Genomic DNA, 24,302 nt, shown 5'->3' with positions numbered 1-24,302 from the left:
TCTCACCGACCTCGTCACACACCTCGGCATCCCCAAACCGGAGACCAAGAAGGCGAGTTATTGATCTGCAGGCCCTTTAACTACCCGGCCTTGGGGGAAGCCCCGTACCGCGGCGAGGGAGTATTCGGTGCGCGGTACGACCAGGGCGGCTTGCGTCACGGCGGAGATCGTGGCCTGCACCTGCTCGCGGGTGCGCGGCTCGAAACTCAGGTGCTCAACGACCGCTGGATCGCCGTAGATGGCGGCGAGCCCGTCCACGTCGTCGGGGGTGAATTCGCGCAGGGCGACGCGTGCGGAGGTGAGCGTGACGGGGTGCATGCTGCCAGAGACTAGCGACCCCGGGGCAGCGCGGCGCCGGCCGATACCTGCCCGTAGTGCTCGATCTCCTGCTGCAGGGTCCGCGCTGGTCCCGCCCCCAGGCAGGAGGGGGTACGCAGCGCGGCGTGTACCCGCATGGCGCTGGCGACGACGCCACCGATGCGCTGTTCGGTGGGCATCTCCAGCACGGGCCTCAACGCCTCGGCGGCCCCTTCCAGGTCTCCCATGTTGACCCTGGCCAACGCCTGGTCGGCGCTGGCGCCCGCCTCGTCGCCGAAAGAGCGCTCCTCGGGGGATGCCTGGTTGTAAGCGGTGATCGCCTCACCGGCGACGCGGTCGGCTTCCGACTCCTGCCCCGGAAGCCACACGTAGGTGTCGGCGATGTAGTAGAGCTGGCGGGGAAGCGGGAACGTCATGATGCCGCCCAGGTTGTCCAGGTCGTCCGGCTCGACCTGATCGCGGGCGTCGTTGGCGCGCTCGATGGCGGCCACCGCCCGCTGCCTGTCGCCCAGCACGGCCCACACCCGGGCTTCCTGGGCGGGCAGCCACACCGAGCCCGTTCCCCGGATCCGGGCGGCGACCTCGCTACCGGCTTGGGCGTAGCGGGCGGCTTCGTGGGGCCAACCGGCCCAGTAGGCGATCAGCGACTTCAAGCCGCTTGCTCACACGCGCAGCCCGTCGTGGCCGGCGTTGTCGGCGCCCACCGAGGCGGTGCGGGCCTGTGAACTGCGCCGGGATTGTTGGAGGCTTTGGTGCGCCCCTGGTTTTGTGGAGTCGTTCTGCTTGACTGTCGTGTCTCATCCGTGGAGGATCCTCCGGATGTGGGAGGCCACAGCATCGACGTTCGTCGAATTGAGAACCGTATAGTGATCACCGGGCACTAGGGTCTGTTCGAAGGGTCCTCGGCATACTGACCGCCAGGCTTCGGCCACCTCGGTACCTCCGCCCGACTCCGCCTGCAGGAAATGCACCGCCCCTTTGAAATGCTTTGGCCGGTATCTGCACAGTGCCCGGGCGTTCACCTCGAAACGCCCGAAGATCGCTTCGAAGTCCACGAGATCGATGTCCTCGGGAATGACCTCTCGTGAGCGCAGCGCGACGAGCAGTTCGGATGTCGAACCGAACGTGCCTCCCTCGTCCTCGCCATGTGGCCACGGGTGGCCGGTGAGTCCCGCCAAGTCCCGGCCAAGCCACGCGAGCAGCCGATCCTGGCTGACCTCGGCCCGTTCCAGGTTCTCGGGGGTTTCGAGCACGTCTACCACGATGGCGCAGTCGACCGGGCGACCGAGCGATTCCACCTCTCGTGCCAGTTCCATGGCCAGCATTCCGCCCATAGACCATCCGCCGATCCGGTATCGGTCACCGGGGACGTCCCGCAGGATCGCCTGCGCGTAGTCGGCTACCAGTTCCTCGAAGGCGGGTGACTCCCCGTGCCGGTCACGGGACTGCACGACGTAGAATGGTTGGTTCTCGCCGAGCCTTTTCCCTAGCTCCGAATAGCACAGGACATCCCCGCCGACAGGGTGAATGAAAATCAATGGGGCTGCGGTGCCTTCGGTCCGTATCGGGACGACCACTGGGCGGACGCTACTTCCCGGTGCCTCCTTCGTGCTCCTCAGCCACTGAGCCAGCGAGCGTACGGTCGGTGAACCAAAGAGCGCCGACACGGGCATCTCCACTCCGATCCTGTGGCGCAGGACCGAGGCCAGGCGTACGGCCCGAAGCGAGTCGCCGCCCAGTTCGAAGAAGTTGTCCGTCACCGATGGTTTGGGCACGTTGAAGAAGTCCCCCCAGATCTCCAGGAGCAGTCTCTCCTCGGCATCGGCGGGTGGTTCGATTATGCTCTCCGCGCTCAAGTCACCCTGAACGCTGGCCAGCGCCGAGCGGTCCACCTTCCCGTTGGCGGTCAGGGGGAACTCGTCCCTGACCGAGATGACGGAGGGGATCATGTACTCCGGAAGCCTCTCCCGCAGAAGCTTCTTGAGCCGGGCTATGGAGCAGGTGGCGCCGGGCTCCTGTAAGACGTGCGCGGTCAGGCGTTTCCTGCCGCGGTCGCCGTACACGTTGGCGACGGCTCCCCGGACACCGGGGCAGCTCAGTAACGCCGCTTCCACATCACCCAACTCGATCCGGTATCCACCGATCTTGACTTGCATGTCCTCGCGGCCCAGGAATTCGATCTCGCCGTTCGGCAGCAGACGTCCCCAGTCGCCCGTCCGGTACAGGCGCGCCCGCGTGGAGGGGTCGACCACGAAATTCTCCGCTGTGCGGGCCTCGTCTCCCAGGTATCCCCGCGCGAGTCCGGCTCCTGCGATGTAGATCTCTCCGGGCACCCAGCACGGGCGCGGCCGCATCGCTTTGTCGGCTACGAAGACGTGCTGGTTTCTCATTGACACTCCGTAGGGGATTGAGTTCAGCGCCCCGTCCGACGGTGTGATGCGGTGCCAGATGGACCATATGGAGGCCTCGGTCGCCCCTCCCAGGCTCCACAGCTCGGCCTGCGGAAAAATGTTCCAGATGTCGGAGGGTAGCGACACCGGGATCCAGTCCCCGCTCAGGAGGACGGCGCGCGGAGGAAGGAGGTTGGCTGGCATCGTGCCGGACCTGGTGTATTCGCAGAGCATGGTCATCAGGGCGGGGACGCTGTTCCATACGGTGACACCGTTGTTGGCCATCAGTCGCAGCCAGTTCCCCGGTTCCCGTTCGTCGCCCGGTGCGGGGATCACCACCGCGCCACCGACAGACAGGGGGCCGAAGATGTCGTACACGGAGAGGTCGAAGTTCAAGGCCGACAGTGCCAGAATCCGGTCGTCTGCCCTGAGAGACAGTTCCTCGTTTACGTCCAGCACTGTGTTGACGGCCGGACCATGTTCGATCATCACGCCCTTGGGGACTCCGGTGGACCCGGATGTGTAGATCACGTACGCGAGGTCTCCCGGTGAGATCCTCACATCTGGTGCGTTTTCAACGGCGGCGTCGGCGGCGGGCCAGTCGACCTCGAACACCGACACCCCGGCCGGCCAGTCGATGGTCTCTCGAAGGTGGGGCTGCGTCAGAACCAGGGATATCCCCGCCGCCCCGAGTACGTCGGCGAGTCTCCTGTTGGGCCATTGCGGATCGATGGGGACGTAGGCGGCTCCGCTTCTCAGTGTGCCGAGGCAGGCGACGACTTGTTCCCACCCCTTCTCCATCACCACGGCGACCAGGGACTCCGTGTCCGCGCCGTTGCGCCGCAGGAGGCAGGCCAGTCTGGCCGACTCGGCGTCTAATTCGCCGTAGGTGAGTGATCGGTCCACGGCGACGACCGCGATGGCGTGGGGGAGGGCCGCCGCCCGCTCGACGAATCCGTGATGCAGCAGAACGTCGCGCGTGAGGAACCGGTCCGGCTCTTCGTTCGTCAATGGCGTCCAACCGGACTCGGAGACGTGTGACCAGGCGGGTTCCGCCCAGGCTGACTTAACGGCAGAGTTCACGGATCAACCCTTCGTAAGCGGTGAACATGGCGTCCACGACCCCCTCTGGAAATACTTTCTCCACCATGTCCCAGTTCAGGATCAGGCAGCCTTCCTCCTCGAAGGCCTGGTGGTCCAAGATGACCTGGGGCGTCCGTACCCCGCTCCAGATCGCGGTCCCCGATTCGCCCAAGCGGCAGAGAGCGCTGACCGGTCCGGCCATCTGGGAGTCCGTGACATGCGCCCCGCCGCTCAGCGTGCTGTTGAAGACGACGGGCATTCGGGCCCTGCCGGCGTTTCCATCCAGACGGCTCAGATCGCGTAGGACGTCCATACCGGTGTAGGCGACATGCTCCATGTCGCACGCAAGCTGCCGCTGGATCGTGCCCGCGACTTCACGAAAGGGCGCGCCCGGGTCGATGTGTACTTCGAGCAGACTGGTGGAGGAGAAGTTTCCGACCACCTTCGACATGTCGTCCTTGGTGAAGCCCGCCCGTTTGGAGACCAGTACGTTGACCGTGAAGTCCGGGTTCTTGGACCACCTGGCCAGAACCTGACAGTATGCCGCGAGTATCGCGCCGGACGCCGTCACCCCCGCTACTGCGGCGTTGCGTTTGAACATCTCCCATTCAGGTGCGCCGATCCGGGTGTACCGGTTCCCGAAGACGGGCGTCTCGATGTCGCTCAACCTGACGGCGAGGGGAAGATCGGGGGCCGGGGGCAGCGACGCGACGCGTTCCTGCCAATATTTTCTGCTCGGCTCGATCGCGGCGGACGAATAGTATTCGTGGAGCCTGCGCGTGTAATCTCGGAAAGATGCTCCTGGAGCCTTTAGCTGGGCATCCGGGTCTCGGTACAGCGCGGCCCACTCGTTGAACAGCAGGGTGCTGCTCGCCCCGTCCGAGATCAGCACGTCGATTCCGACGTGCAGACGGGTGACGACATCATCGACGCGGGTGGCCCGTACCATGAACAGGGGCCATCGCGAGGTGTCGAACGTATGCGATCTCAGCTCTCGGTGGATGTCGGACAGCCGTGCCGCCCGCTCCTCGTCGGTCAGCCGCGTGATGTCCTCCACGTGGATCCGATAGCTCGGAACCTCACCCAGCACCCGCTGTGTTCCCGCCGGGTCGAACACGGCGCGCAGCATCTCGTGACGCTCGACGAGGATCTGCAGAGCCCGCTCGACCGCGGGCACGTCGCAGCGGACGAGGTCGACCTCGATGTAGAGAACAGTGGGCACGTTTCCGAGCTCGAAGTCCCCGCCCCGGCCCGCCAGATAGGCCTCCTGCAGCTTGGTCAGCGGAAATGGTTCGGAGTCGGGACGTCCGCTCTCGCGTGGGCGGGCGATTTCGGGTGCGCTGGCTACCTCGGCTCGCGCGTTCGGGACCGTTCCGGCCGGCTTGCTGGTGTCCACATCGGGTGACGGCGGGTGGGCGGGGTCACTTCCATGGCCGACCTCGTCGGCTGTGCTCTCCGCCGTGGGCTGTTCGAACAGTTCGGCGAGGTGGAGGGCGAGGGCCTTTGGTGTGGAGTGGTCGAAGACCACGGTGGCCCCCAGACGCACCTCCAGGGCACGCCCGATCCTCACCCTGAGCTCCATCGAAGTCAGGGAGTCGAAGCCCATCTCGTAGAACGACCTGTGCACGTCTACACGATCGGGCTTGATCCTCAGCAGTTCGGCGACACACTCCTTGACCAGGGCGAGCAGTGCTGCCTCCCGCTGTTCGGCCGAATGGTCCGGGGAGACCAGGAGGGCCCGGAGAGCGTCCGGGTTCCGGCGAGGCCGCTCACCGCAGGGCCTGGACGTCTCCGGTGCTCTTTGCGCGGGGATGGCCGGGTTCTCACTCGCCGTGTTCGCAGCACGTGGCCTACCGGGCTTTTTCCCACCCCGACCGGTGATCTTGGACAACAGGAACGGCCCGTCCAGGCTGTCGGGCTCCGCCGTCTCAGGGATCGCTAGCCGCGCGGCGACCAGCGAGGGGGCGCCGCTAGTAAGCGCGCCGTCGAAAAGGGCAAGGCCCTCGGCCGGCTCGAATGGCGCCACGCCGTTGCGCCGGAGTCTCAGCAGATCACTCTCGTCGAGGTGGCCTGTCATGCCTGTCATCTCGCCCCATAGGCCCCAGGCAACGGCGTTGGCCGGGCGTCCCTTCGAACGTCGCCACGCGGCGAACTGGTCCAGGAAGGTGTTCGCGCCGGCATAGTTGGCCTGGCCGGGGCCTCCCAGGACTCCGTACAAGGACGAGAACAGCACGAAGAACCGTAGTTCGTCGTCCAGCGTCGCGGCATCCAGGTTGATCGCCGAGTCGACCTTGCTTTTCAACACCTTGTGGAGCTGATCAGATGTCATGTTCAAGACGATTGAGTCGTCGAGAAGCCCGGCCGCGTGCACCACGCCGATGATCGGGCGTCCCGCTCGCACCACGGCGAGTGCCCCACGCAGATCGTCGGGATCGGAGGCGTCGACGGCCATGATCCGCACCGTCGCGCCGAGCCGTTCCAACTCGGCGCGAAACTCCGCGATTCCGGACGCCTTGTCCCCTCTTCTGCTCAGCAGGACTAGGGCACGTACCTTCCATTGAGACACTAGATGTCTCGATAGTGCCCGCCCCAGCGTCCCGGTGCCGCCGGTGATCACAACTGCACCCGCTTCCATGTTGGGGAGGTCGATACCGTCGCAGGCGTAGGGAACGAGCTGCGGCCGCAGGACACGTTCTGCGCGGACGGCGAGCTGAGGCTCCGTACCTCTCAACGCCGTCAGCACGGCGGTAGGTGCGCCCAGCGCGGACTCGTTGACGTCCACGATCCGAAACTGCCCAGGATGCTCGGTCTGGACGGAGCGGACCATTCCCCACAGCGCGCTGTCGGCGAGGCCGAACGTCTCGTCCCCGGGGACTGCGATCGAGTTTTGGGTGACAAAGGTCAACAGTGCTCGATCTGTCATGTCCTGCGCGCGGAGCCACTGCTGGACGATGCCGAGGGTCCAGGCGGCGGCCCTGTGGACCTGCTCCTTGAGGTCACCGACCGAGACTGGGCACGCCATCACGACCTGCCAGTCTCCCGGCATCCCCTTTATGATCATCATCGCCTCGTCCAGGCTTGCGACCGAGATGCCGTTACGGTTGGCATTCCGTAAGAAGCTCGACAGCGGCCCCTCGTCTCCACCGACCACGCACAGGCGGCCGTTGTCGGCGGGGGCGTCGCTTCGCCTCTCCCACTCCATTGCGTAAAGCGAGGTCCGATCGAGGTCCGCCATCAGTCCCCGGGAGAGGCTCAACCCACGGACCATCATCCGGTCGATCGTGAGCAGCACCCGGCCGGCGTCGTCGGTCAAGGCCAAGGAGATCGCGTCTGGACTTACCCGCCGTGCGACGGCGTAACACTCGTCGCTCCGGACGTTAGCGCCCAGCCGCACACCATTGAAGACGAATGGAACGGCGACGTCTCCAGGGCTGGTCTCGCTCAGGAGGCCGTATGCGACGGCGGCGTGAAGCGCGGCGTCGGCCAGCGCGGGATGGATGGTGAAGCCGCGGTGGTTTATCAGGGCACCGGCCGGCAAAGCGACACGCGACCGGACGCTGTCGTGCACATGCTCCCCGGAGCGGACTGCCTGGAACGCCTCCCCATAGCCGTACCCCATGGTCCGCAGGAGCTCGTACAGCCCGCCCGGTTCCAGGGCACGGGTGTCAGAGGTACCGAAGACGTCGTCGGAGAGCGCGGCTGCGGCCTCGCGGGGACGGGACAACTGGCCTTCAGCGTTGCGTGACCACGACTCCTTTTCCTCGGCACGGGAGAAGACGGTCACCTGCCTCGCGCCTCGTTCGTCGACCGGCCCCACGGACATTTGGATCTCCACCGTCGCCCCGTCCACGGGCAGCAGCAGCGGGTCGCTCAGCAGCATCTCGTCGATACCCTCGCAGCCAACCTCCCTGCCCGCCGACAACAGCAGTTCCATGAAGGCGGTGCCGGGAAGCAAAGCTGTCTCCCCGACTCGGTGATCCATGAGCCACGGATGACTGCGGATGGAGAGCCGACCGCTCATGATCACGGTTCCGTCGGTGGTCTCCACAGCGGAGGAGATCCAGGGGTGCCCGCCGTCTTTGATGGAGGCTGCCGGCCTGGCGGTGGGGGTACCCGTGGTGACGAGACCCGTCTCCGTCGGCAGCCAGAACCTCCGGTGTTCAAAGGGATAGGTGGGCAGCTCGACAGATACCGGGGGTACGGCGGCGCCGGAGGAGCGCAGGCCGCTCCAGTCGATCGCGTGGCCCTGCACGTACGCCTCGGCCACGGCCGCCATGAAGCGTTCCCACGTTCCCTGGTCGCGTTTCATGGTCGCGCAGATTGGGGCGTTGCTGTTGATGCTCCGCAGGAGCAGTTCGATCGAACCGGTGAGGACGGGGTGAGGGCTCATCTCGATAAAGGCGTCGTATCCGTGGGAGGCCATCTCCGCGATGGTCTCCGCGAACTTCACCTGGCTTCTGAGGTTCCTGTACCAATATTCGGCGTCCAGTTCATCTCCGCGTAACCGCCGTCCCTCGACCGTCGAGAAGATGGGTACGGCAGACACCGAGGGCATAATGCCGGTCAGGCCACCCACCACGTCGTCCCGGAGCTCGGCCATGACCGGGGAATGCGAAGCGCACTTCGCGGGTACCCGGCGCGCGTATACGCCACGACCGTCGCACAGATCCAGCAGGCGCCCGATACCGGGCTCGTCGTCGCCGGAGAGCACGACGAACTCCGGCCCGTTCGTGGCGGCGATCACCAGATCGGCACCGGCCTCGGCCACCAGGGCCGTTGCGTCGGTCGCAGACACGGCGACGGCCGCCATCCCCCCGCGGCCGGCGTTTTCAAGGATCCGGCTCCTACAGGCCACGATCTGGGTCGCGTCCTCCAAACTGAGTGCCCCCGCCAGGCAGGCGGCCGCCACCTCGCCCTGGGAGTGGCCGACCACCGCGGCCGGTTCAACTCCGACCGACCGCCACATGGCCGCCAGCCCCAGCATCACGCAGAACAGGAGCGGCTGGATGACGTCCGTCCGCTCAAGGTCGGTGCCGGTATCCTCCTCGGCGAGAACAGCCATGATGTCGTAGTCGAGGTACGGCTTGAAGGCGGCGGCGCACTCCTCGACCCGGAGCCGGAAGATCTCGGACTGTTTCAGGAGCCGGGTCGCCATCCCCGGCCACTGCGATCCCTGCCCGGGAAAGACGAAAACCGGCCGCAGGATCCGCCTCGCCTCTCCCTTGATGGCCGAGGAGTTCCCCGGGTCGGCCGCGAGCGAACGGAGTTCACGCTGCAGATCCTCGCGACGGCTGCCCATCACGACCGCACGGTAGTCGTGGTTCTCCCTCTCGGCCATCAGAGAGTGCGCGACGGCCGCCACGGAGTCGGTGCCGGAGGCCAGGTGGGTGGCGATCGCCTCGGCGTAGGACCGCAGTGCAGGAAGGCTCTTAGCCGAGATTTTCAGCAGGTTCTCGCCCATTGGGGACGGGTCGTCGGCCGCCGCGGTCTCCAGCCGGTTGTCCTCCCAGCTCTCGACGATGACGTGTGAATTCGTGCCGCTGACCCCGAAGGAGGACACCGCGCAACGCCGGACGCCGTTTTGAGCCGGCCAGGGCCGGTTCTCACGGAGTACCTCCACTGAGCCCGACCAGTCCACATGCGAGTTGAGGGGCCCCTCCACATGCATGGTCTGCGGCATCTCCCGGGCTCTCATCGCGGTGAGGCACTTGATGATGCCACCGACGCCGGCTGCGGCCATCGAGTGGCCGATGTTCGACTTGAGCGAGCCGAGCCAGATCGGGGCCTCGCGCTCTCCTTGACCGTAGGTGGCATGAATGGCGTTAACCTCGATGGGGTCCCCGAGTTTGGTGGCGGTGCCGTGTGCCTCCACCAGCTGGATGTCTTGGGGGTTCAGCCCCGCGTCGGCCAGCGCCTGTCTGATCACCTTGACCTGCGCGCGGCCATTGGGTGCGGTGAGGCCATTACTCGCCCCGTCCTGGTTGACTGCGGTCCCCTTGATCACACCGAGGATGCGACGCCCCAGACGTCTTGCCTTCACCAGCGGTTCCAGGACCAGCACACCCGCGCCTTCGGCCCACACCGTACCGTTGGCCGCGTCCGAGAACGTCCTACATCGCGCATCGGGTGAAAGCGCCTGTTTTCTGGCAAAGTCCACGAACATGCCCGGCCCCGCCAGAACAGTGCATCCTCCAGCCAGCGCGAGATCCGTCTCCCCGCTTCTGAGCGAGCGCACCGCCGTATGGACCGCGACGCCGGACGACGAGCAGGCCGTATCGATCGTGATGGCAGGACCTTCAAGACCCAGCAGGTAGGAGATGCGGCCGGATGCGACGCTCGGCGACGTTCCGGTGCCCATGTACCCGGCGGTCTCGTCCTGCCACTTCCACAGTGGCATTCCGTACTCGTTGGGCATCACGCCCATGAAGACACCTGTCCGGGATCCCTTGAGGCTCGACGGAATGATTCCGGTACGCTCGATCGCCTCCCAGGCGACTTCGAGGAGAACGCGCTGCTGGGGATCCATCGCGATCGCCTCCGCAGGCCTGATGCCGAAGAACTCCGCGTCGAAGGAGTCGGCGTCGTAGAGGAAACCGCCCTGCCGCACGTACTTGGAGTCATACAGTTCCTCGGTGTCCCACTCGCGGTTGGTGGGAAAGTAACCGACGGCGTCTCGTCCGGTCCGGACGAGGTGCCACAGATCCTCAGGGGTTTTCACTCCACCGGGATAGCGGCAGGCCATTCCCACGACGGCAATGTCGTCTCGCGCCGTACGGTCGTCAGCCATGCTTTAACTCCATCTCCTTTTTCACGCACTCCGCCAATTCGCTGATCGTGGGGTGGTCGAACAGGACGGTCTCCGGCAGGTCGATTCCCGTTACGTTGTTGATCCGGTCCAGGAACTCCAGAAGGGTCATCGAGTCGATGCCGATGTCTGTGAAGGAGAGCTCGTGGTCTAAGTCCGGCGCCGATCCGCCGAGAACGACGGTGAGCTCGCGCTCCAGCAGAGTGCGGACTGTCCAGATCCTGTCCGCGTCGGCGTAGGTGTTCAGCCACTGCTCCGTGAACGACGCGATGGGCGGGTCTTGGGGGGACGCCTGGGGCGTGGAGGCGGCCCCGGGCGGGCCCCCGGTCACGCGCGGGATGTCAAAGACATCTCTCTGAAAGGGATAGGTCGGTAAGAGGGAAACCTTTCTGGAATTTTTCACTATAAGTTTCATGACCCCTGCGGCGTCTCCCGTGCGGATGTACTCGCTGGCGACTTGCATGAACCTGCCGCGCTCCAAAGCGGCTTCCGTCAGCCAGCCGTCTGGTACGGCTAGGTCGTTGCCGCAGACCACCTTCTCCAACCCATGGCGGATCTCAGGCCAGTCGGAACCTACGACGGCGGCTCGATGAGCCCACTGCGTCCTGTTGCTCAGTGTCCACGCCACATCGGTAATGGAGGGCGACGTTCCGAGGCCGACCAGGTAACGGAGGAGTACCTGGGCCGTCTCACGCAGCGCCTCTCGAGAACGTCCAGACAGGCACCATATGGTGTCTCCGTAGACGGCGTCGTTCTCCTCAGCCGGTTTCGGTGATGGCCCCAGGATGACGTGGACGTTGGTGCCGCCCATCCCGAAGGAACTGACCCCCACGACGTCCTGCGGCGTGAAGGCCCCTTCCTCGACCTCCGTGACGAGCCGGATGTTCAACTCATCCAGCGCTATGCCGGGGTTGCGGTTGACGAAGTTGAGGCTGGGGGGCACCTGCCCGTAGTGCAGCATGAGGCATGCCTTGAGCAGGCCCGCTATCCCGGCTGCGGACTCGAGATGGCCTATGTTCGTCTTCACCGAGCCCACCCGGACAGGGTGCTCGTACGGCCGCGCCAGTCCAACGATCTCGCCGACGGCACCGGCCTCGATCGGGTCCCCTACGGGTGTGCCCGTTCCATGAAGTTCGATGTAGGCAACGTCCGCAGCCGAGACCCCCGCCACCGCCTGGGCCGCCTTCATCACGTCACACTGAGCCTCCTGGGAGGGAACGCCCAGACCGCTGCGCCCTCCGTCGTTGGTGGTGGCACTGCCCCGGATGACGCAGTAGATGTGGTCCCCGTCGCGGACCGCCGCGTCGAAGGGCTTCAGGACGACGCAGCCACCCCCCTCTCCCCTGACGTATCCGTTTGCCCGATCGTCGAAGGTGTAGCAACGGCCGTCCGGTGACAGGCCTCCCCACAGTCGCACCTGCTCGTTGACCTCTTGGAGAAGGTTGAGATTGATTCCCCCCACTACCGCCGCCTCGCACTCGCCCAACCTGAGACTGGACAGCGCGCGGTGTAGTGCCGTCAATGAGGACGACTGCCCGCTGTCAATCACTTCGCTGGGTCCGCGTAGGCCGAAGTGGTGGGAGAGCCTGTTGGCGAGCATGCATCGATTGGTGCCGGTGTGGCCGAATCTGTCGAGGTTGCCCGTGATGAGATATCGGAACCTGAAGTCGTCGGCGCAGGCGCCGATGAAGACTCCCCAACGCGCGCCTCGGACATCCTCGGCCCGCACCGCGGCGTCCTCGATGGACTCCCAGGCGAGTTCGAGGAGAATGCGTTGCTGTGGATCCATGTGCTGCGCTTCTCTCCGGGAGATTCCGAAGAAGTCCGCGTCGAACAGTTCGACGTCATCGACGAAACCGCCGAACCGTATCGACGCGCCAGTGGCCGCCAGGGAGGAGGTGAGCGGATCGGCCCATCGCCCGTCCGGGACGACGCCTACGCTCGATGTTCCGGTGATCAGGTTCCGCCAGAACCGGTCCGGGTTCTCGGCGCCGGGGAACCGGCAGGACATTCCAATGATGGCGACAGGTGTCATGTGATCGACTCCGAGGTTGTCGGCTGCCATTACGCCAGCCCGGTCACTGCGGCCGCTGGACCGGGACCGACCACGAGCTTTTTCAGCCCCCTGAACGTCGGGCTGGCCTTCCACTGCAAAAGGCCGGCAGGCGACAGGATTGACAGGTCTGGACAGCGCCGGAGGAGGGTCTCGAAGGCCACCTCCGTCTCCAGCCTCGCCAGGTGCTTGCCGATGCAGTTGTGGATGCCGCCGCCGAACGCCATGTGATCGCGGCGAGGCTTTCGGATGTTGAACTCGTCGGGGGCGTCGAACCGGCGGTCGTCACGGTTGGCCGCGGCGAAGGACAGGAAGACGATCGCACCCGCAGGAATCTCCGTGCCGTTCACCGTGACCGTCTCTGTCACGTAGCGGTAGAGCGAGAGGTTAAAGGGCGCCTGATGACGAAGCATCTCCTCGACCGCGGCCGGGATCAGTGAGGGGTCCGACCAAAGCAGCTTCTTCTGCTCCGGGTGGGCCTCCAGCGTCAGGAATCCCGTCACGATGAGGTTCGCGGTGGTCTCATACCCCGCAGCCAGCAGAGCGTAGGCCTGTGCCACGGCCTCGGGCTCCTCTAGTGACGTCGCCAGGTGGGACAACACATCGTCCTCAGAACCGCGGCGCTTGTGGCGGACCAAGTCACGCAGGTAGCCCACCATCAGTCCGGCGTCTCGCTTGAGCACCTCCGGCTCCGCAGCACCTGTGATTGTCTGCACCCACGAGTGGAAGCTTCGCTGATCGGCCTGGGGAACGCCCAGGGTCCCGCAGATGACCGATATAGAGAAGGGGAAGGCGTAATCCTGGACGAGATCGAAGCTGTCCGCCCCAGCCAAGGCGTCCAGCGTGCGTGTGGAGACCTGCCAAATGTCCCGTCGCCGCGTGCTGACCGCTCTGGAGGTGAAATTGGCGTTGAGAGGCCTTCTCAGCCGGGTGTGCTTCGGCGGGTCGTTATTCGCCATGTTGTCGTACAGCAGGGAGGCATGCGGCGTGCCGCCGCCCTCCCCGGAGGTGTTGGCGGAGAACAGCGGCATGGCCTTGTCGATACTCTTACGGAACCGTGGATCCTGCAGGACGAACTCGACATCGTCGCACGAGGTCACGAGCCAGGCTCGCAGGCCTGGCGGAAGGTAGGCCATGCCGGTTTTCAAGATGATTTCCGTTGGCTTGTTGCCGTTCTGCTTGATAGCCCGGTAGACGGGATGCGGGTCCACGTAGAATCCGTGGTCAAGGACCATCGGACACATGCTCGGACCGTCGCCATTTCGACCTGTCATCTCAACCTTCAGATTCTGTTAATGGAATACCCCACAAGGCGCCGATACCTCGACTTTCGGCGTCTGTCACGCCGGAAGACTCAGACCGCTCGTAAAAAGACTGACAGCCCGCACGCCGAGCATCGAATTTCCTGGGGCCTGAGGATAAGCTAATCGCCGCACCATTAAAAAACACAAAAAGACAGCCGTCCCTGCGCGATTTCGTACAGATGAGAAGATTCTTGAGATCTCCTATTGCTGTGGTGGGCAGAGCCCACCGGATGGTGGTGGTCGTATCTGCGGACGGGGACAACCCCGGGTCCGCTGGGAAATTTGGTGAGCCGCGGCGAGCCCCAATCGGAATCCGGACGCCTCAGCGCGACGTTGTCGCGCGGCTCAGGCGTTCGGCGATGACCTGTATGACCGCCGGCTGATTCTCCGTGAGATAGAAGTGACCTCCCGAGAACACCTGGATGTCGAATGCACCCTCCGTGTGCTCACCCCAGTGGTGGAGTTCCCCGGCTGCGACCCGAGGGTCGGATAGGCCGGTGAGGGCGTGAATGGGGCACCTCAGCGGCGGTCCCGGGACATACCGATAGGTCTCGGCGGCCCGGTAGTCGCTGCGGATCGCCGCCAGGAGCATGTCCCGCAGTTCGGGGTTGTCGAGGATGTGGCCCCCCGTGCCCTCCAGGGCCATGACGTCGTCGACCAGCATGTCGTTCGGAAGCAGGTGCAGTCCGTCGTCGATGACGCGGTGCGGAGCCCGGCGCCCGGATACGAACAGCGCCATCGCGTGCCTGTTCGACGCTCGCAGCCTACGGGTCACCTCGTAGGCGAGCGTCGCCCCCATGCTGTGGCCGAAGAGGGCAAACGGCCGATCGGTGAAGGGGGTCAGCGCCTCGGCGACCTGGTCGGCCATCTTCTCCATGTCGGGAATGTTTGGATCGGCGCGCCGATCCTGCCGCCCCGGGTACTGCACCGACAGCACCTCGACCTCGGGAGACATGTCCCTCGAGACGGGGAAGAAGAAGCTGGCCGCCCCTCCGGCGTGCGGAAAGCAGACAAGGCGGATGGCCGCGCCGGGCTCGGGATGGAAGCGCCGTATCCAGGGCCCGCCGTCAATGAAGTGGTCGGTCATTTTCCCCTCATCTGATTTGTGACGCAAAGCAGATTGCCGTCCCGGCACCCGTTACAGGACGATGCAAGAGGTGTCTTAAAGGGGCAACCCCTATTTTTTCAGGGGAGCGGTATATCTATTTAGGGGGTGGGTGGCGCATGTCTTTCGTTTTAGGGGGGTCGACTCGCATTTTCCTGGGGAATGCGGGTGGATGCGGGCACGGGTACGGGTACGGGAACCGTATCGCCGGACCTGGCCTTCCTGACGTGTTGCGGAAACGGATGCCAATTCTCGTGATCAGGACGGTGGCGACGGTGGCCGCCACCTGTTTCGGGCCCCGCTGATCGCTTCGGCGGCCGGTCTTGCCGACGTTTAGGGGTTTTGCTCTCCGATGCCGCTCTCTAGCCTTTTGCGCAGGAACGCGCGGATTTACCGGCCCTACTTTCCAGGGGAAATCACGTGAAAGAGATCATCGATGCCATTCTTTCCGGGAATGCGACGTCTGAGGACTTCTCGGCTCTCCGCATTCCGGAGAGTTATCGAGGAAGCGTCGTCCGCAAGGAGGACGTCGGCATATTCGAAGGCATGGAGTCGGCCCACAAGGATCCCCGAAAATCCTTGCACGTGGAGGTCGTGCCGACCCCTGAACCGGGTCCGGGTGAGGCTCTCGTCGCGGTCATGGCCAGTTCGGTGAACTTCAACTCCGTGTGGTCGTCGATCTTCGAGCCGCTGCCCACCTTCGGCTTCCTGCAACGGTACGGCAGGCTCAACCGGCTCGCCAGACGCCATGACCTGCCCTACCACGTCATCGGTTCGGACCTGGCGGGCGTCGTTCTGCGCGTCGGCTCCGGTGTCAACGCCTGGAAGGCCGGTGACCGGGTGGTGGCGCACTGCCTGTCAGTTGAGTTGGAGAAGGCCGAAGGCCACGACGACACGATGCTCGACCCCGAGCAGCGCATCTGGGGCTTCGAGACGAACTTCGGCGGCCTGGCGGAACTGGCGCTGGTGAAGTCGAATCAGCTGATGCCCAAACCCGACCATCTGAGCTGGGAGGAGGCGGCCTCGCCCGGCCTGGTCAACTCCACCGCATACCGTCAGCTGGTCTCCCGCAACGGCGCCGGCATGAAGCAGGGCGACAACGTCTTGATCTGGGGTGCCAGCGGCGGGCTCGGGTCATACGCCACGCAGCTCACGCTCGCCGGCGGCGCGACCCCGATCTGCGTGGTCTCCAGCGGGAACAAGGCTGAGGTGTGCCGTGCGATGGGCGCCGAGCTGGTCATCGACCGTGCCGCTGAGGGGTACCGGTTCTGGAAGGACGAGCACACCCAGGACCCGAAGGAGTGGAGGCGCCTCGGCGGGCACATCCGTGAGCTCACCGGCGGCGAGGACGTGGACATCGTCTTGGAGCACCCGGGACGGGAGACTTTCGGCGCCTCCGTGTACGTGGCACGCAAGGGCGGCACGATCGTCACCTGCGCCTCCACTTCCGGCTACCGGCACGAGTACGACAACCGCTACCTGTGGATGTCCCTGAAGCGGATCGTCGGCTCGCATTTCGCCAACTACCGGGAGGCGTGGGAGGCCAACCGTCTGGTGGTCAAGGGGAGGATCCACCCGACGCTGTCGAGGGTGTACGCGCTGGAGGACACCGGCCAAGCAGTCTACGACGTCCACCACAACCTCCATCAGGGCAAGGTCGGTGTCCTCTGCCTCGCCCCGCAGGAGGGGCTGGGTATCGCCGACGAGGAATTACGTGCTCAACACATCGACGCCATCAAACGTTTTCGCGTGCCCAAGAGCTGATCTCAGGGTGAAGGACAACACAAAGGGAGGAAAAGACATGGCGCGGACGTCATCCGTGGTGGCCGTCGTAGGACTGGGCTCAGTCGGCGGGACCCTGCTGGGCGTGCTGCATGCCGCCGGTCACGACGTCGTCGGAGTCGACTGCGAACTCGACATGCTGGCGCGGACGGATCGACGGATGAAGGCTGCCGAGGCCGTCGCCGGCTGGGACGGCGGGAGCTACACGCTGACCAACGAGATGGCGGCAGTGGGACAAGCCGACGTGGTCATCGAAGCCCTTCCCGAAGATTTACCACTCAAGGCCGATGCTCTGCGCTGCCTCAACAGCGTCTGCCCGGAGCACACCGTCCTGGTCAGCACGACCGTCTCGCTGTCGCTCACTCGCCTGGCCATCGAATCGGGCCGACCGGCCCGGACCCTGGGCCTGCGCTTCCTCAGGCCTCCGGCGCCCGGCGCATCCTTCGAATCAGTGCGTACCGCGATGAGCTGCGACGACGCCGTAGCTGTGCTGGAGGATCTGGTGTCGGGGCTTGAGCTGCGGCCCGAAACCATCGGCGCGCGTCCCGGTGGCGACGCGACCGCGCTGGTGTACGCCTACCTCAACCGTGCCCTCTCTATGGTCGAGCATGGTCACGTCGGACAGGACACCGTCGACACCGCGATGCGGCTGGGCTGCGGGCTTCCCGCCGGGCCACTACGTTTCCTCGACGAGGTGGGCCTGGACAGCTTCCACTCGGCGCTCGTCGACCTGCGCGCGCGCACCGGTGACGACGTGTTCCGCCCCACCCCGCTGCTGAACTCCATGATCCGCAGTGGAGCCCTGGGCCGTAAGAGTGGCCGGGGGTTCTACACATACGATGATCTTGGCAATCTATCCGCGCGGCCCGGCTCGTGCCGTACAACCGGTGTCCCCTTCCCCGTGCGGAGGGTGGGTATCGTGGGTTCGGGAACGATGGCCCGGGGAATAGCCGAGGTCACTGCGGCAGCCGGTTTGCCGACGGTGCTGGTGGCCCGCAGCAGGGCGAAGGCGGATCTCGCCCTGGAAACCGTCGAGGGCTCGTTGGTCAGGGCCGTGCGGCGAGGTAAGATCACCGCCGACCAAAAAGTCACGGCGCTCGCCCTGATCGAGGGCACCGACAGCCATTCACCGTTGGGCGACTGCGACATGGTGATCGAGGCGACGGCAGAGGACCTCACGCTCAAGCGCTCGGTGTTCGCGATGCTCGGCTCGGTATGCAAACCCGGCGCGTTGCTGGCGACCACTACCTCCAGCTTGTCTGTCACCGCCTGCGCGCAGTCCTCCGGACGGTCCCGGGACGTGCTCGGGCTGCATTTTTTCAACCCGGTCCCCGCGATGAAACTGGTCGAGCTGGTACGCACCACGGCGACGGGCGACGACGTCCTGGCGACCGCGCACGCCTTTTGCGAACGGCTCGGCAAGACCGTGGTCGAGTGTCCGGACCGCGCCGGCTTCATCGTCAACTACCTGCTCTTTCCTTATCTCGCCGACGCCATCCGGCTGCTGGACCGCCACGACGTCGACGTCGAGCAGACAGACGCGGCGGTCGAGCGGGGTTTCGGCTATCCGATGGGACCCTTCGCCTTGCTGGACGGCATCGGGCTAGACGTCTGCCTAGCCATCCTGCGGCATCTGCACCGGCAGTTCCCCGGACCGGACTACTCGCCGCCGCAGCTCCTCGAACACATGGTGGCACAGGGCTACCTGGGCCGTAAGAACAGGCGGGGCTTCCGCCGCGCACCGACGCGTCCAGCCTGACGCGGGCGACCCGTGTCGGGCCGGCACGACGGACTCGCCAGGTACCGGTTCCCCTCAGTGGTCGATGGCTCCGGAGCCCAGTATCGCCAGCAGATCGCCCCGTCCCCGCACTCCCAGCTTGTGGTAGATGCGTGTCAGATGCTGCTCGACGGTACTCGTCGTCACGAAGAGTTTCGCGGCTATCTCCCTGTTGGTGTACTCCTGGAAGGCCAGTCTGACGACCCTCTGCTCGGCTTTGCTAAGCCTGTCGATGGCGCGTTCCTCGGTGGCGGTGAACTCACGGACCATCTCCGGCTTCATGACCGGCTGTCGTACAGTGTCCAGTCGTTCGAGCATGCGCAATGACTGCTCACGCACCCAGCGGTTATGCGTTCCCTGCTGATTCAGCTCTTCAACAAGCAGTTCCCTGGCCTGGGCCGGGCTGCCGAGCTCGATCAGAGCCTCGGCCGCGTACGCCCGCCAGGACAGGGACGAGGAGACGTCCAGATTCCAGGCAGCCATCAGATCCCGGCAAGCATGGAAGTCCCCCAGCGCCGCGTGATAGCGCCCCATCGCGAGGTGATAGCGGCCACGCGCCTGCAGGTAGTGCAGCCCAGGCAAGGCTTGGAACATCATTTCGGGTACCGGAACCTTGAAGCAGTCAGCCGCTTCCTCGTAGTCTCCCTGCGCGGTGCACGCCAGTACCTTCGCCGCCAGCGGCACACCGATGGCGACCCCCCATGCCGTGGAACTCATCAGAGACAGTGCCTGATCTGCGCGTTGCCTGGCCACCTCGAAGTTGCCCAGCCAGCTCTCGACCGCCGCGCTGGCGGCCGCGAAGGTCGCCCGGGCCATCGGTGTCTGTCGTTCGGCGCCCTGCAACAGCAGCTCACACCAGTCGGAGACGCGGTCCAGTTGGGAGGCGTGGACGAACGAGGCGAGCGCGGCGATGGTGGGAGCCACCGGCGGGTCATGGAGCACCACGCTCTGCAGCAACTGCTCGGCGGTCTTCAGCACATTGCTGGTCGGCCCATCGGTCATCAGGGTGTGGAGCACCAGAGCGCCATCCATCTGGGGATTCACAGCCCTGACACTCCTGTCCAGCGTCATCTCGCCAAGCGCGAAGGCGTGACTATCTCTCGCCCCGAGAGCCGGATAGGAGTGGGCGAACCAGACGGATATGGTCTCCAATCGCGCCTTGGACTCTTCCGACAGTGGTTTCTGCACCACGTTCAGATCCGCGAACACCTCATCGGCGTCCTCGGGTCTGCCATGCCACAGCAAGTAGGCAATCAACCTCGTGCTCTGCCGTTGGTTCAGGTAACCCCGCCTGTGATCCTCCATGAGCCTGGTGAGATTGCGCCGGACAGCCGCTGGCTCCACCTCCCACTCGGCATGGGCGAGTTCGGCCCTGACCACTGCCCGCTGCCGCTCGTCCTCGCACACGTCGTGCGCCGCGCGCAGGCAGGTAATGGTCCACTCCGCGTCGTTGTTACACAATGCCTGGTCGGCCGCATCTCTCAGCAGCGGCAGGGTCCAGCTCTCATCCAGCGGACCACCGACGACGAGGTGACGGGCCACCGCCCCGCTGGTGGCACGGCTTTCGTACAGGAGCCGGGCTACCTCGTGATGAAGTCGCGCGCGTTCCTTGGGAACCATCTCCTCCAGGACGGTGCTGCGGGCGGCCTCGGCGCAGTACCGGCCGTCCTCGATCAGCCCGATGGCACTCAGCGTCTCGATCGTCTGAGAGGCGGTGCCACCTGGCAGGCCGAGCAGGCGGTCGAGGTTGTCCAGCGTCGCCGACGCCTCCAGCACGGCCAGTCCGCGCGCGGTGAGCAGCGTCACCTCGTCCAGTTGGTTGATCAGGTACCGGACCGCCAGCTTGAAAGCCTCGCCGGCGACAGGGCCCGCGGACTCCGGTGTGCCTACGGCGCCCCGGTCCTTCAGTAGCGCCTGAAGCAATAGCGGGCTACCTCCGGATGCGTGATGCCAGCAGGAGACCGTGTCCCGGACCTCCTCCGTGCTTAGAAGCCCGGCGAGTGCGGAGGCAGTGCACTCCACAGACAGCCGTGAAAGCTGCACCAGCCTGCATTGAGGGTTGCGGACGAACTCGGTGGTCAGCGCTGAGTCGACCGGCGGCGCCTTGGCGCACTCGCCAAGGACGACAAGGATGCGCGACCCGCTCATCCGGCGAATGAGGTAGAGCAGACAGTGCAGTGAGGAGGTGTCGATCTCGTGGACGTCGTCGACGGTGATGACCAGAACCGCGCACTCGGCGAGCCGGTGCGCCAAGCGGTGGACACCGTCGGCGACTGCGGACGGAGGGAGACGACCGTCTGAAAGGCTGTTGAGCAGGGTGGTCTGTTTCGGCGCTAAGTCGGCGGCGACGAGCATTTGGCTGATCACCCCCATCTGAAGGTCCCGTTCCGCCTTAGAAGCAAGCGAGGTCAGGACGATCCCTCCGGACGCCTTGGCACGGGCCTGAACCTTGTGGATCAGTGCGGTTTTGCCCATTCCCTGTGCGCCAGCAATGAGAACGGCGCGACCGCTGCCATTCTGCGCCTGTAGGAACATATCGTAAAGGATGCGCTGCGTCTCATGTCGTTCCACCATCTCTACAGGCGACCTCCTTCGAAACCGCCGATACTCAGACAGTTACGCAACGTGAAACAGGCGGAATAAGCAATGTTTTTAAATGTGTTTCATCGCGATAACCCAGAGTCATAGGCTGGCAGCGGCGTTCTAGACCCCTGGACGGAGAGAAGGCGTGGTTCGCCCAGCTATGCGCTCAGCTCCGGCTGGCATGCCTGTAGATCCGCCCCAACTGGGGAAACACGAGACGTTCACGGTAACCGCTGTCAGATGCGGCGGCTTCCAGGCCACCGTCGAGCACCGCACCCGCGCGGCGTTCCCAGCGATCGGCCCTTCCCCCAAGGGGAAGCCGTCGCCACGGATACAGGCCGTTCATAACACACATCAGGTGAACCTCCGCCCTCTTTGGAAGCCGTCATTTCGCGACAGCGCCTTACACGCACACGTCATGCATTACATATCATTCGTGCGGCTTTTACAACCATGAGTCGGATGTCCGTTCTTTATTCCCGTTGTGACGATCGTCATAGGAGGACCGGGGAAACCACTCAAAGCGGTTCGGACACTCGGCGGTCACGGTATCCATGATCACCTCGTAATTCATGTGCGGATCGCACTTCGACAGCAGGTCATCACGCTCTCCATGAACTCGGAGCACCCCGCGTGACAGGAACGGTGATGGCCTTATACGCGTAGCGAGTGGAACGAGATCACCTGGGACGCTGGAGAAAATCACGGCGGCCGGAGGCTCGAGGGGAGTGTGTGATCGACATGTTATGGCGGTGTGCCCAGGCTCGCCTGCAGTGCGGGCGAACGGGGCGACCGGGTCGGCACCCATAGGAGACTGGCCGCAATGAGCAGGGACGGTGGGCACATGGGAGCTCATCACCGAGTCAGGGCCTGCGGATGAGCCGGTACGGCTCTGGCGCCGCGGATGTGCACCGCGGCGCCAGAGCCAGGAGCGGGCTCGCTCTACGGACCGCCCCCGTCCGGACATGGTCAGAGGGCAGTGAAGAGCAAAGAGACGTTCTGGCCGCCGAACCCGAAGGAGTTGCACACCGCCGCGCCGAGGTGCTGCTTGCGGGGCTCGCCACTGACGACCTCAAGTTCGACCTCAGGGGACTTCTGGTCGAGGTTGAGGGTGGGTGGGATGACGCTGTTGGCGACTGACAGCAGGGTGATGATGGCCTCGACCGCGCCGGCGGCGCCGACGAGGTGACCGAGGCTGGATTTGGGTGCGGTGAGGACGACGTCGTTCCCGAGTGCCTGCTGGATCGCGGAGGCTTCGCCGACGTCGCCCACGACGGTGGACGTGGCGTGACAGTTGACGTGATCGACGTCCGCGGGTCGGAGTCCGGCCGATGAGACGGCCTTGAGAATCGCCTGGGTTTGGCCGGAGCCCGCCGGGTCCGGGCCGGTGATGTGATGGGCGTCCGAGGTGATGCCGAAGCCGGCCAACCGGCCGATCGGGCGGGCGCCCCGCGCGGCCGCGAAGTCCGCCCGCTCCAGGATCATGACGCCGGCGCCCTCGCCGAGTACGAAGCCGTCACGGTCGACGTCGAACGGCCGTGAGGCGCGCTCGGGGTCGTCGTCGCGCTTCGACAGCGTGCGCACCTGGGCGAAACCGGCGATGGTCAACGGCGTGATGGCGGCTTCCGTGCCGCCGGCGATGACGACGTCGACCTCACCGGACCGGATGAGCTGGGCGGCGAAGGCGAGGGCTTCGGCGCCTGACGCGCACGCCGAAACGGGTGTGTACGCGCCGGCGCGGGCACCGTACTCCAGGCTGATCCAGGCGGCCGGTCCGTTCGGCATCAGCATGGGGACGGCGAGGGGAGAGATCCGCTGGGGTCCCTTCTCCTCGATCAGATCGTCCTGGTTCAGGAGGGTGTTGATGCCTCCGATGCCGGTGCCGATCACCACTGCGAGGCGGTCCGGGTCGACCGCGGGCGTGGCGGCGTCGGTCCAGGCCTGCTGGGCGGCGACGAGCGCGGCCTGCTGGCAGCGGTCCATGCGCCGGGTCGTGACACGGGGCAGCACCTCGTCGGGGGAGACCGCCATGGGGGCGGCGATCTTTACGGGCAGTTCGCTGGCGTGGGCGAACGGAGCCACGAGGTCGTCGATCCGGCGGACACCGGAGCGCCCGGCGAGAAGCCCTTCCCACAGAGAGACGACGTCCCCGCCGAGAGGTGTGGTCGCTCCCAGGCCGGTGACAACGACGTCCTGAACGCTCATGTTGATCTCCTCGTCACGGAAACGGTGTTCGAGCTTGCCCTCACAGAGTTGTATCGCATACAACTATAGGATGTCTATGAGCGATCCCCCTCGAAGCCGTGGCCGACGCACCCGTGCGCAACTTCTCGAACAAGCCGTGACGCTCTTCGCCGAACAGCACTTCGGTTCCGTGAGCGTGGCCGAGATAGCGGCCGCGGCTGGCGCCCACCCGAACCAGATCACCTACTACTTCGGTTCCAAGGACGCCTTGTTCGTCCACGCGGCGTTCCTGATGCTGCTCCGCGACGCCGAACGCCTCAAACCAGTCGGGCACCGGCAGCGCACCCCCAGGGCGTTCTGTGAGGCGATGGCACGCACCGCGCTGGCGCTGCCGGCCGTACCGGTCGCCGTCCAGGCAATGTCGATCACGCGGCATCGGCCCGAGTTGCAGCCGCTGGCGCAACACAACCTCAACCTCCTGTTCCGCCTGGCGGAGCGTTACCTCACCGCGGTCCTGGACCGCCATGACTGGGTCATCGATCGTCCCGCCCTCGTCGAGGCACGGACCTTCTGGAGCGCCGTCCTGGGGGCTCGGCTGATCTCGGAGTCCGGCTTCGGCGGTAGCTCCAGCGACATCGATCTCGCCGGGGTCCTGACAGTTCGCACGAAGTAGACCCCGGGAAATCCACCGTCCATGACTACGATCAGTGCGGCTTGTCGACCGATTACGTCATCTACTGCGGTGTTGAACTGATGGCCTCGAAGTCCTGAGGTGCATTGATTGTCCAGGCGGAACTTGCTGAGTTTGGGGAGACATAGACGCTCTAGGAGCTGTTCGAGGTTCGGATCATGTGGGTGAAGTGAGGAGTTTCAGCCACATGATCGAGCCTCGGAGGTAGAGCCCGGCCTCGTAGCTTT

General features: G+C 65.2%; 12 protein-coding genes. 3 read left to right on the top strand and 9 right to left on the bottom strand.

Features of this window, described 5'->3' with window-relative positions; all coding sequences use genetic code 11:
* Positions 1 to 57 precede the first annotated feature (57 nt).
* From ABT352_RS40165 to ABT352_RS40135, 7 genes are all read right to left on the bottom strand, one after another.
* On the bottom strand, positions 58 to 318 hold the full coding sequence (locus ABT352_RS40165) for a GNAT family N-acetyltransferase (RefSeq protein ID WP_350950318.1): 261 nt from the start codon (positions 316 to 318) through the stop codon (positions 58 to 60).
* 11 nt (positions 319 to 329) lie between these two features.
* A complete protein-coding gene (locus tag ABT352_RS40160) occupies positions 330 to 971 on the bottom strand; it encodes a hypothetical protein (RefSeq protein ID WP_350950317.1) in 642 nt (213 codons plus the stop codon).
* A gap of 144 nt (positions 972 to 1,115) precedes the next feature.
* Complete coding sequence (locus ABT352_RS40155) at positions 1,116 to 3,719, bottom strand: amino acid adenylation domain-containing protein (RefSeq protein ID WP_350950316.1); 2,604 nt, start codon at positions 3,717 to 3,719, stop codon at positions 1,116 to 1,118.
* Positions 3,720 to 3,774: 55 nt separating this feature from the next.
* On the bottom strand, positions 3,775 to 10,578 hold the full coding sequence (locus ABT352_RS40150; protein WP_350950315.1) for an SDR family NAD(P)-dependent oxidoreductase: 6,804 nt from the start codon (positions 10,576 to 10,578) through the stop codon (positions 3,775 to 3,777).
* The gene (locus tag ABT352_RS40145) at positions 10,571 to 12,661 is read right to left on the bottom strand and encodes a beta-ketoacyl synthase N-terminal-like domain-containing protein (protein WP_350950314.1); all 2,091 of its coding nucleotides are present in this window, start codon (positions 12,659 to 12,661) and stop codon (positions 10,571 to 10,573) included. Before ABT352_RS40145 ends, ABT352_RS40150 begins: the two co-directional genes overlap by 8 nt.
* Complete coding sequence (locus tag ABT352_RS40140; protein WP_350950313.1) at positions 12,661 to 13,884, bottom strand: cytochrome P450; 1,224 nt, start codon at positions 13,882 to 13,884, stop codon at positions 12,661 to 12,663. The genes ABT352_RS40145 and ABT352_RS40140 overlap by 1 nt, the downstream gene beginning before the upstream one ends.
* A 391-nt stretch (positions 13,885 to 14,275) precedes the next feature.
* Positions 14,276 to 15,040, bottom strand: a complete 765-nt coding sequence (locus tag ABT352_RS40135; RefSeq protein ID WP_350950312.1) for a thioesterase II family protein — start codon at positions 15,038 to 15,040, stop codon at positions 14,276 to 14,278.
* A gap of 438 nt (positions 15,041 to 15,478) precedes the next feature.
* On the opposite strand from ABT352_RS40135, the gene ccrA reads away from it, so the two are divergent.
* Positions 15,479 to 16,822: a crotonyl-CoA carboxylase/reductase gene (gene ccrA / locus ABT352_RS40130; RefSeq protein WP_350950311.1), complete on the top strand. Its 1,344-nt coding sequence runs from the start codon at positions 15,479 to 15,481 to the stop codon at positions 16,820 to 16,822.
* Between the two features lie 7 nt (positions 16,823 to 16,829).
* A complete protein-coding gene (locus ABT352_RS40125) occupies positions 16,830 to 18,599 on the top strand; it encodes a 3-hydroxyacyl-CoA dehydrogenase family protein (RefSeq protein WP_350950310.1) in 1,770 nt (589 codons plus the stop codon).
* Between the two features lie 54 nt (positions 18,600 to 18,653).
* On the opposite strand, the gene ABT352_RS40120 is transcribed toward ABT352_RS40125, so the two are convergent.
* Both ABT352_RS40120 and ABT352_RS40115 read right to left on the bottom strand, forming a co-directional pair.
* Positions 18,654 to 21,191 (bottom strand): helix-turn-helix transcriptional regulator, encoded by a 2,538-nt coding sequence (locus ABT352_RS40120; RefSeq protein ID WP_350950309.1) that lies wholly within the window; start codon positions 21,189 to 21,191, stop codon positions 18,654 to 18,656.
* Between the two features lie 978 nt (positions 21,192 to 22,169).
* Complete coding sequence (locus tag ABT352_RS40115; protein ID WP_350950308.1) at positions 22,170 to 23,405, bottom strand: beta-ketoacyl-[acyl-carrier-protein] synthase family protein; 1,236 nt, start codon at positions 23,403 to 23,405, stop codon at positions 22,170 to 22,172.
* 76 nt (positions 23,406 to 23,481) lie between these two features.
* On the opposite strand from ABT352_RS40115, the gene ABT352_RS40110 reads away from it, so the two are divergent.
* Positions 23,482 to 24,057, top strand: coding sequence for a TetR/AcrR family transcriptional regulator C-terminal domain-containing protein (locus ABT352_RS40110; RefSeq protein WP_350950307.1), 576 nt, complete (start codon positions 23,482 to 23,484; stop codon positions 24,055 to 24,057).
* Positions 24,058 to 24,302 lie beyond the last annotated feature (245 nt).

Origin of the sequence: Streptosporangium sp. NPDC000563 (assembly GCF_040299985.1) — a bacterium.
GTDB lineage: Bacteria > Actinomycetota > Actinomycetes > Streptosporangiales > Streptosporangiaceae > Streptosporangium.
This window is presented reverse-complemented; position numbering and strand designations above follow the sequence as displayed.

Bases quoted from the DNA above. Each gene is read 5' to 3' on its own strand.
- ABT352_RS40165 (WP_350950318.1), bottom strand. From the start codon at position 318: ATGCACCCCGTCACGCTCACCTCCGCACGCGTCGCCCTGCGCGAATTC.
- ABT352_RS40150 (WP_350950315.1), bottom strand. From the start codon at position 10,578: ATGGCTGACGACCGTACGGCGCGAGACGACATTGCCGTCGTGGGAATG.
- ABT352_RS40145 (WP_350950314.1), bottom strand. From the start codon at position 12,661: ATGGCAGCCGACAACCTCGGAGTCGATCACATGACACCTGTCGCCATC.
- ABT352_RS40140 (WP_350950313.1), bottom strand. From the start codon at position 13,884: ATGGTCCTTGACCACGGATTCTACGTGGACCCGCATCCCGTCTACCGG.
- ABT352_RS40135 (WP_350950312.1), bottom strand. From the start codon at position 15,040: ATGACCGACCACTTCATTGACGGCGGGCCCTGGATACGGCGCTTCCAT.
- ABT352_RS40120 (WP_350950309.1), bottom strand. From the start codon at position 21,191: ATGGTGGAACGACATGAGACGCAGCGCATCCTTTACGATATGTTCCTA.
- ABT352_RS40115 (WP_350950308.1), bottom strand. From the start codon at position 23,405: ATGAGCGTTCAGGACGTCGTTGTCACCGGCCTGGGAGCGACCACACCT.
- ABT352_RS40110 (WP_350950307.1), top strand. From the start codon at position 23,482: ATGAGCGATCCCCCTCGAAGCCGTGGCCGACGCACCCGTGCGCAACTT.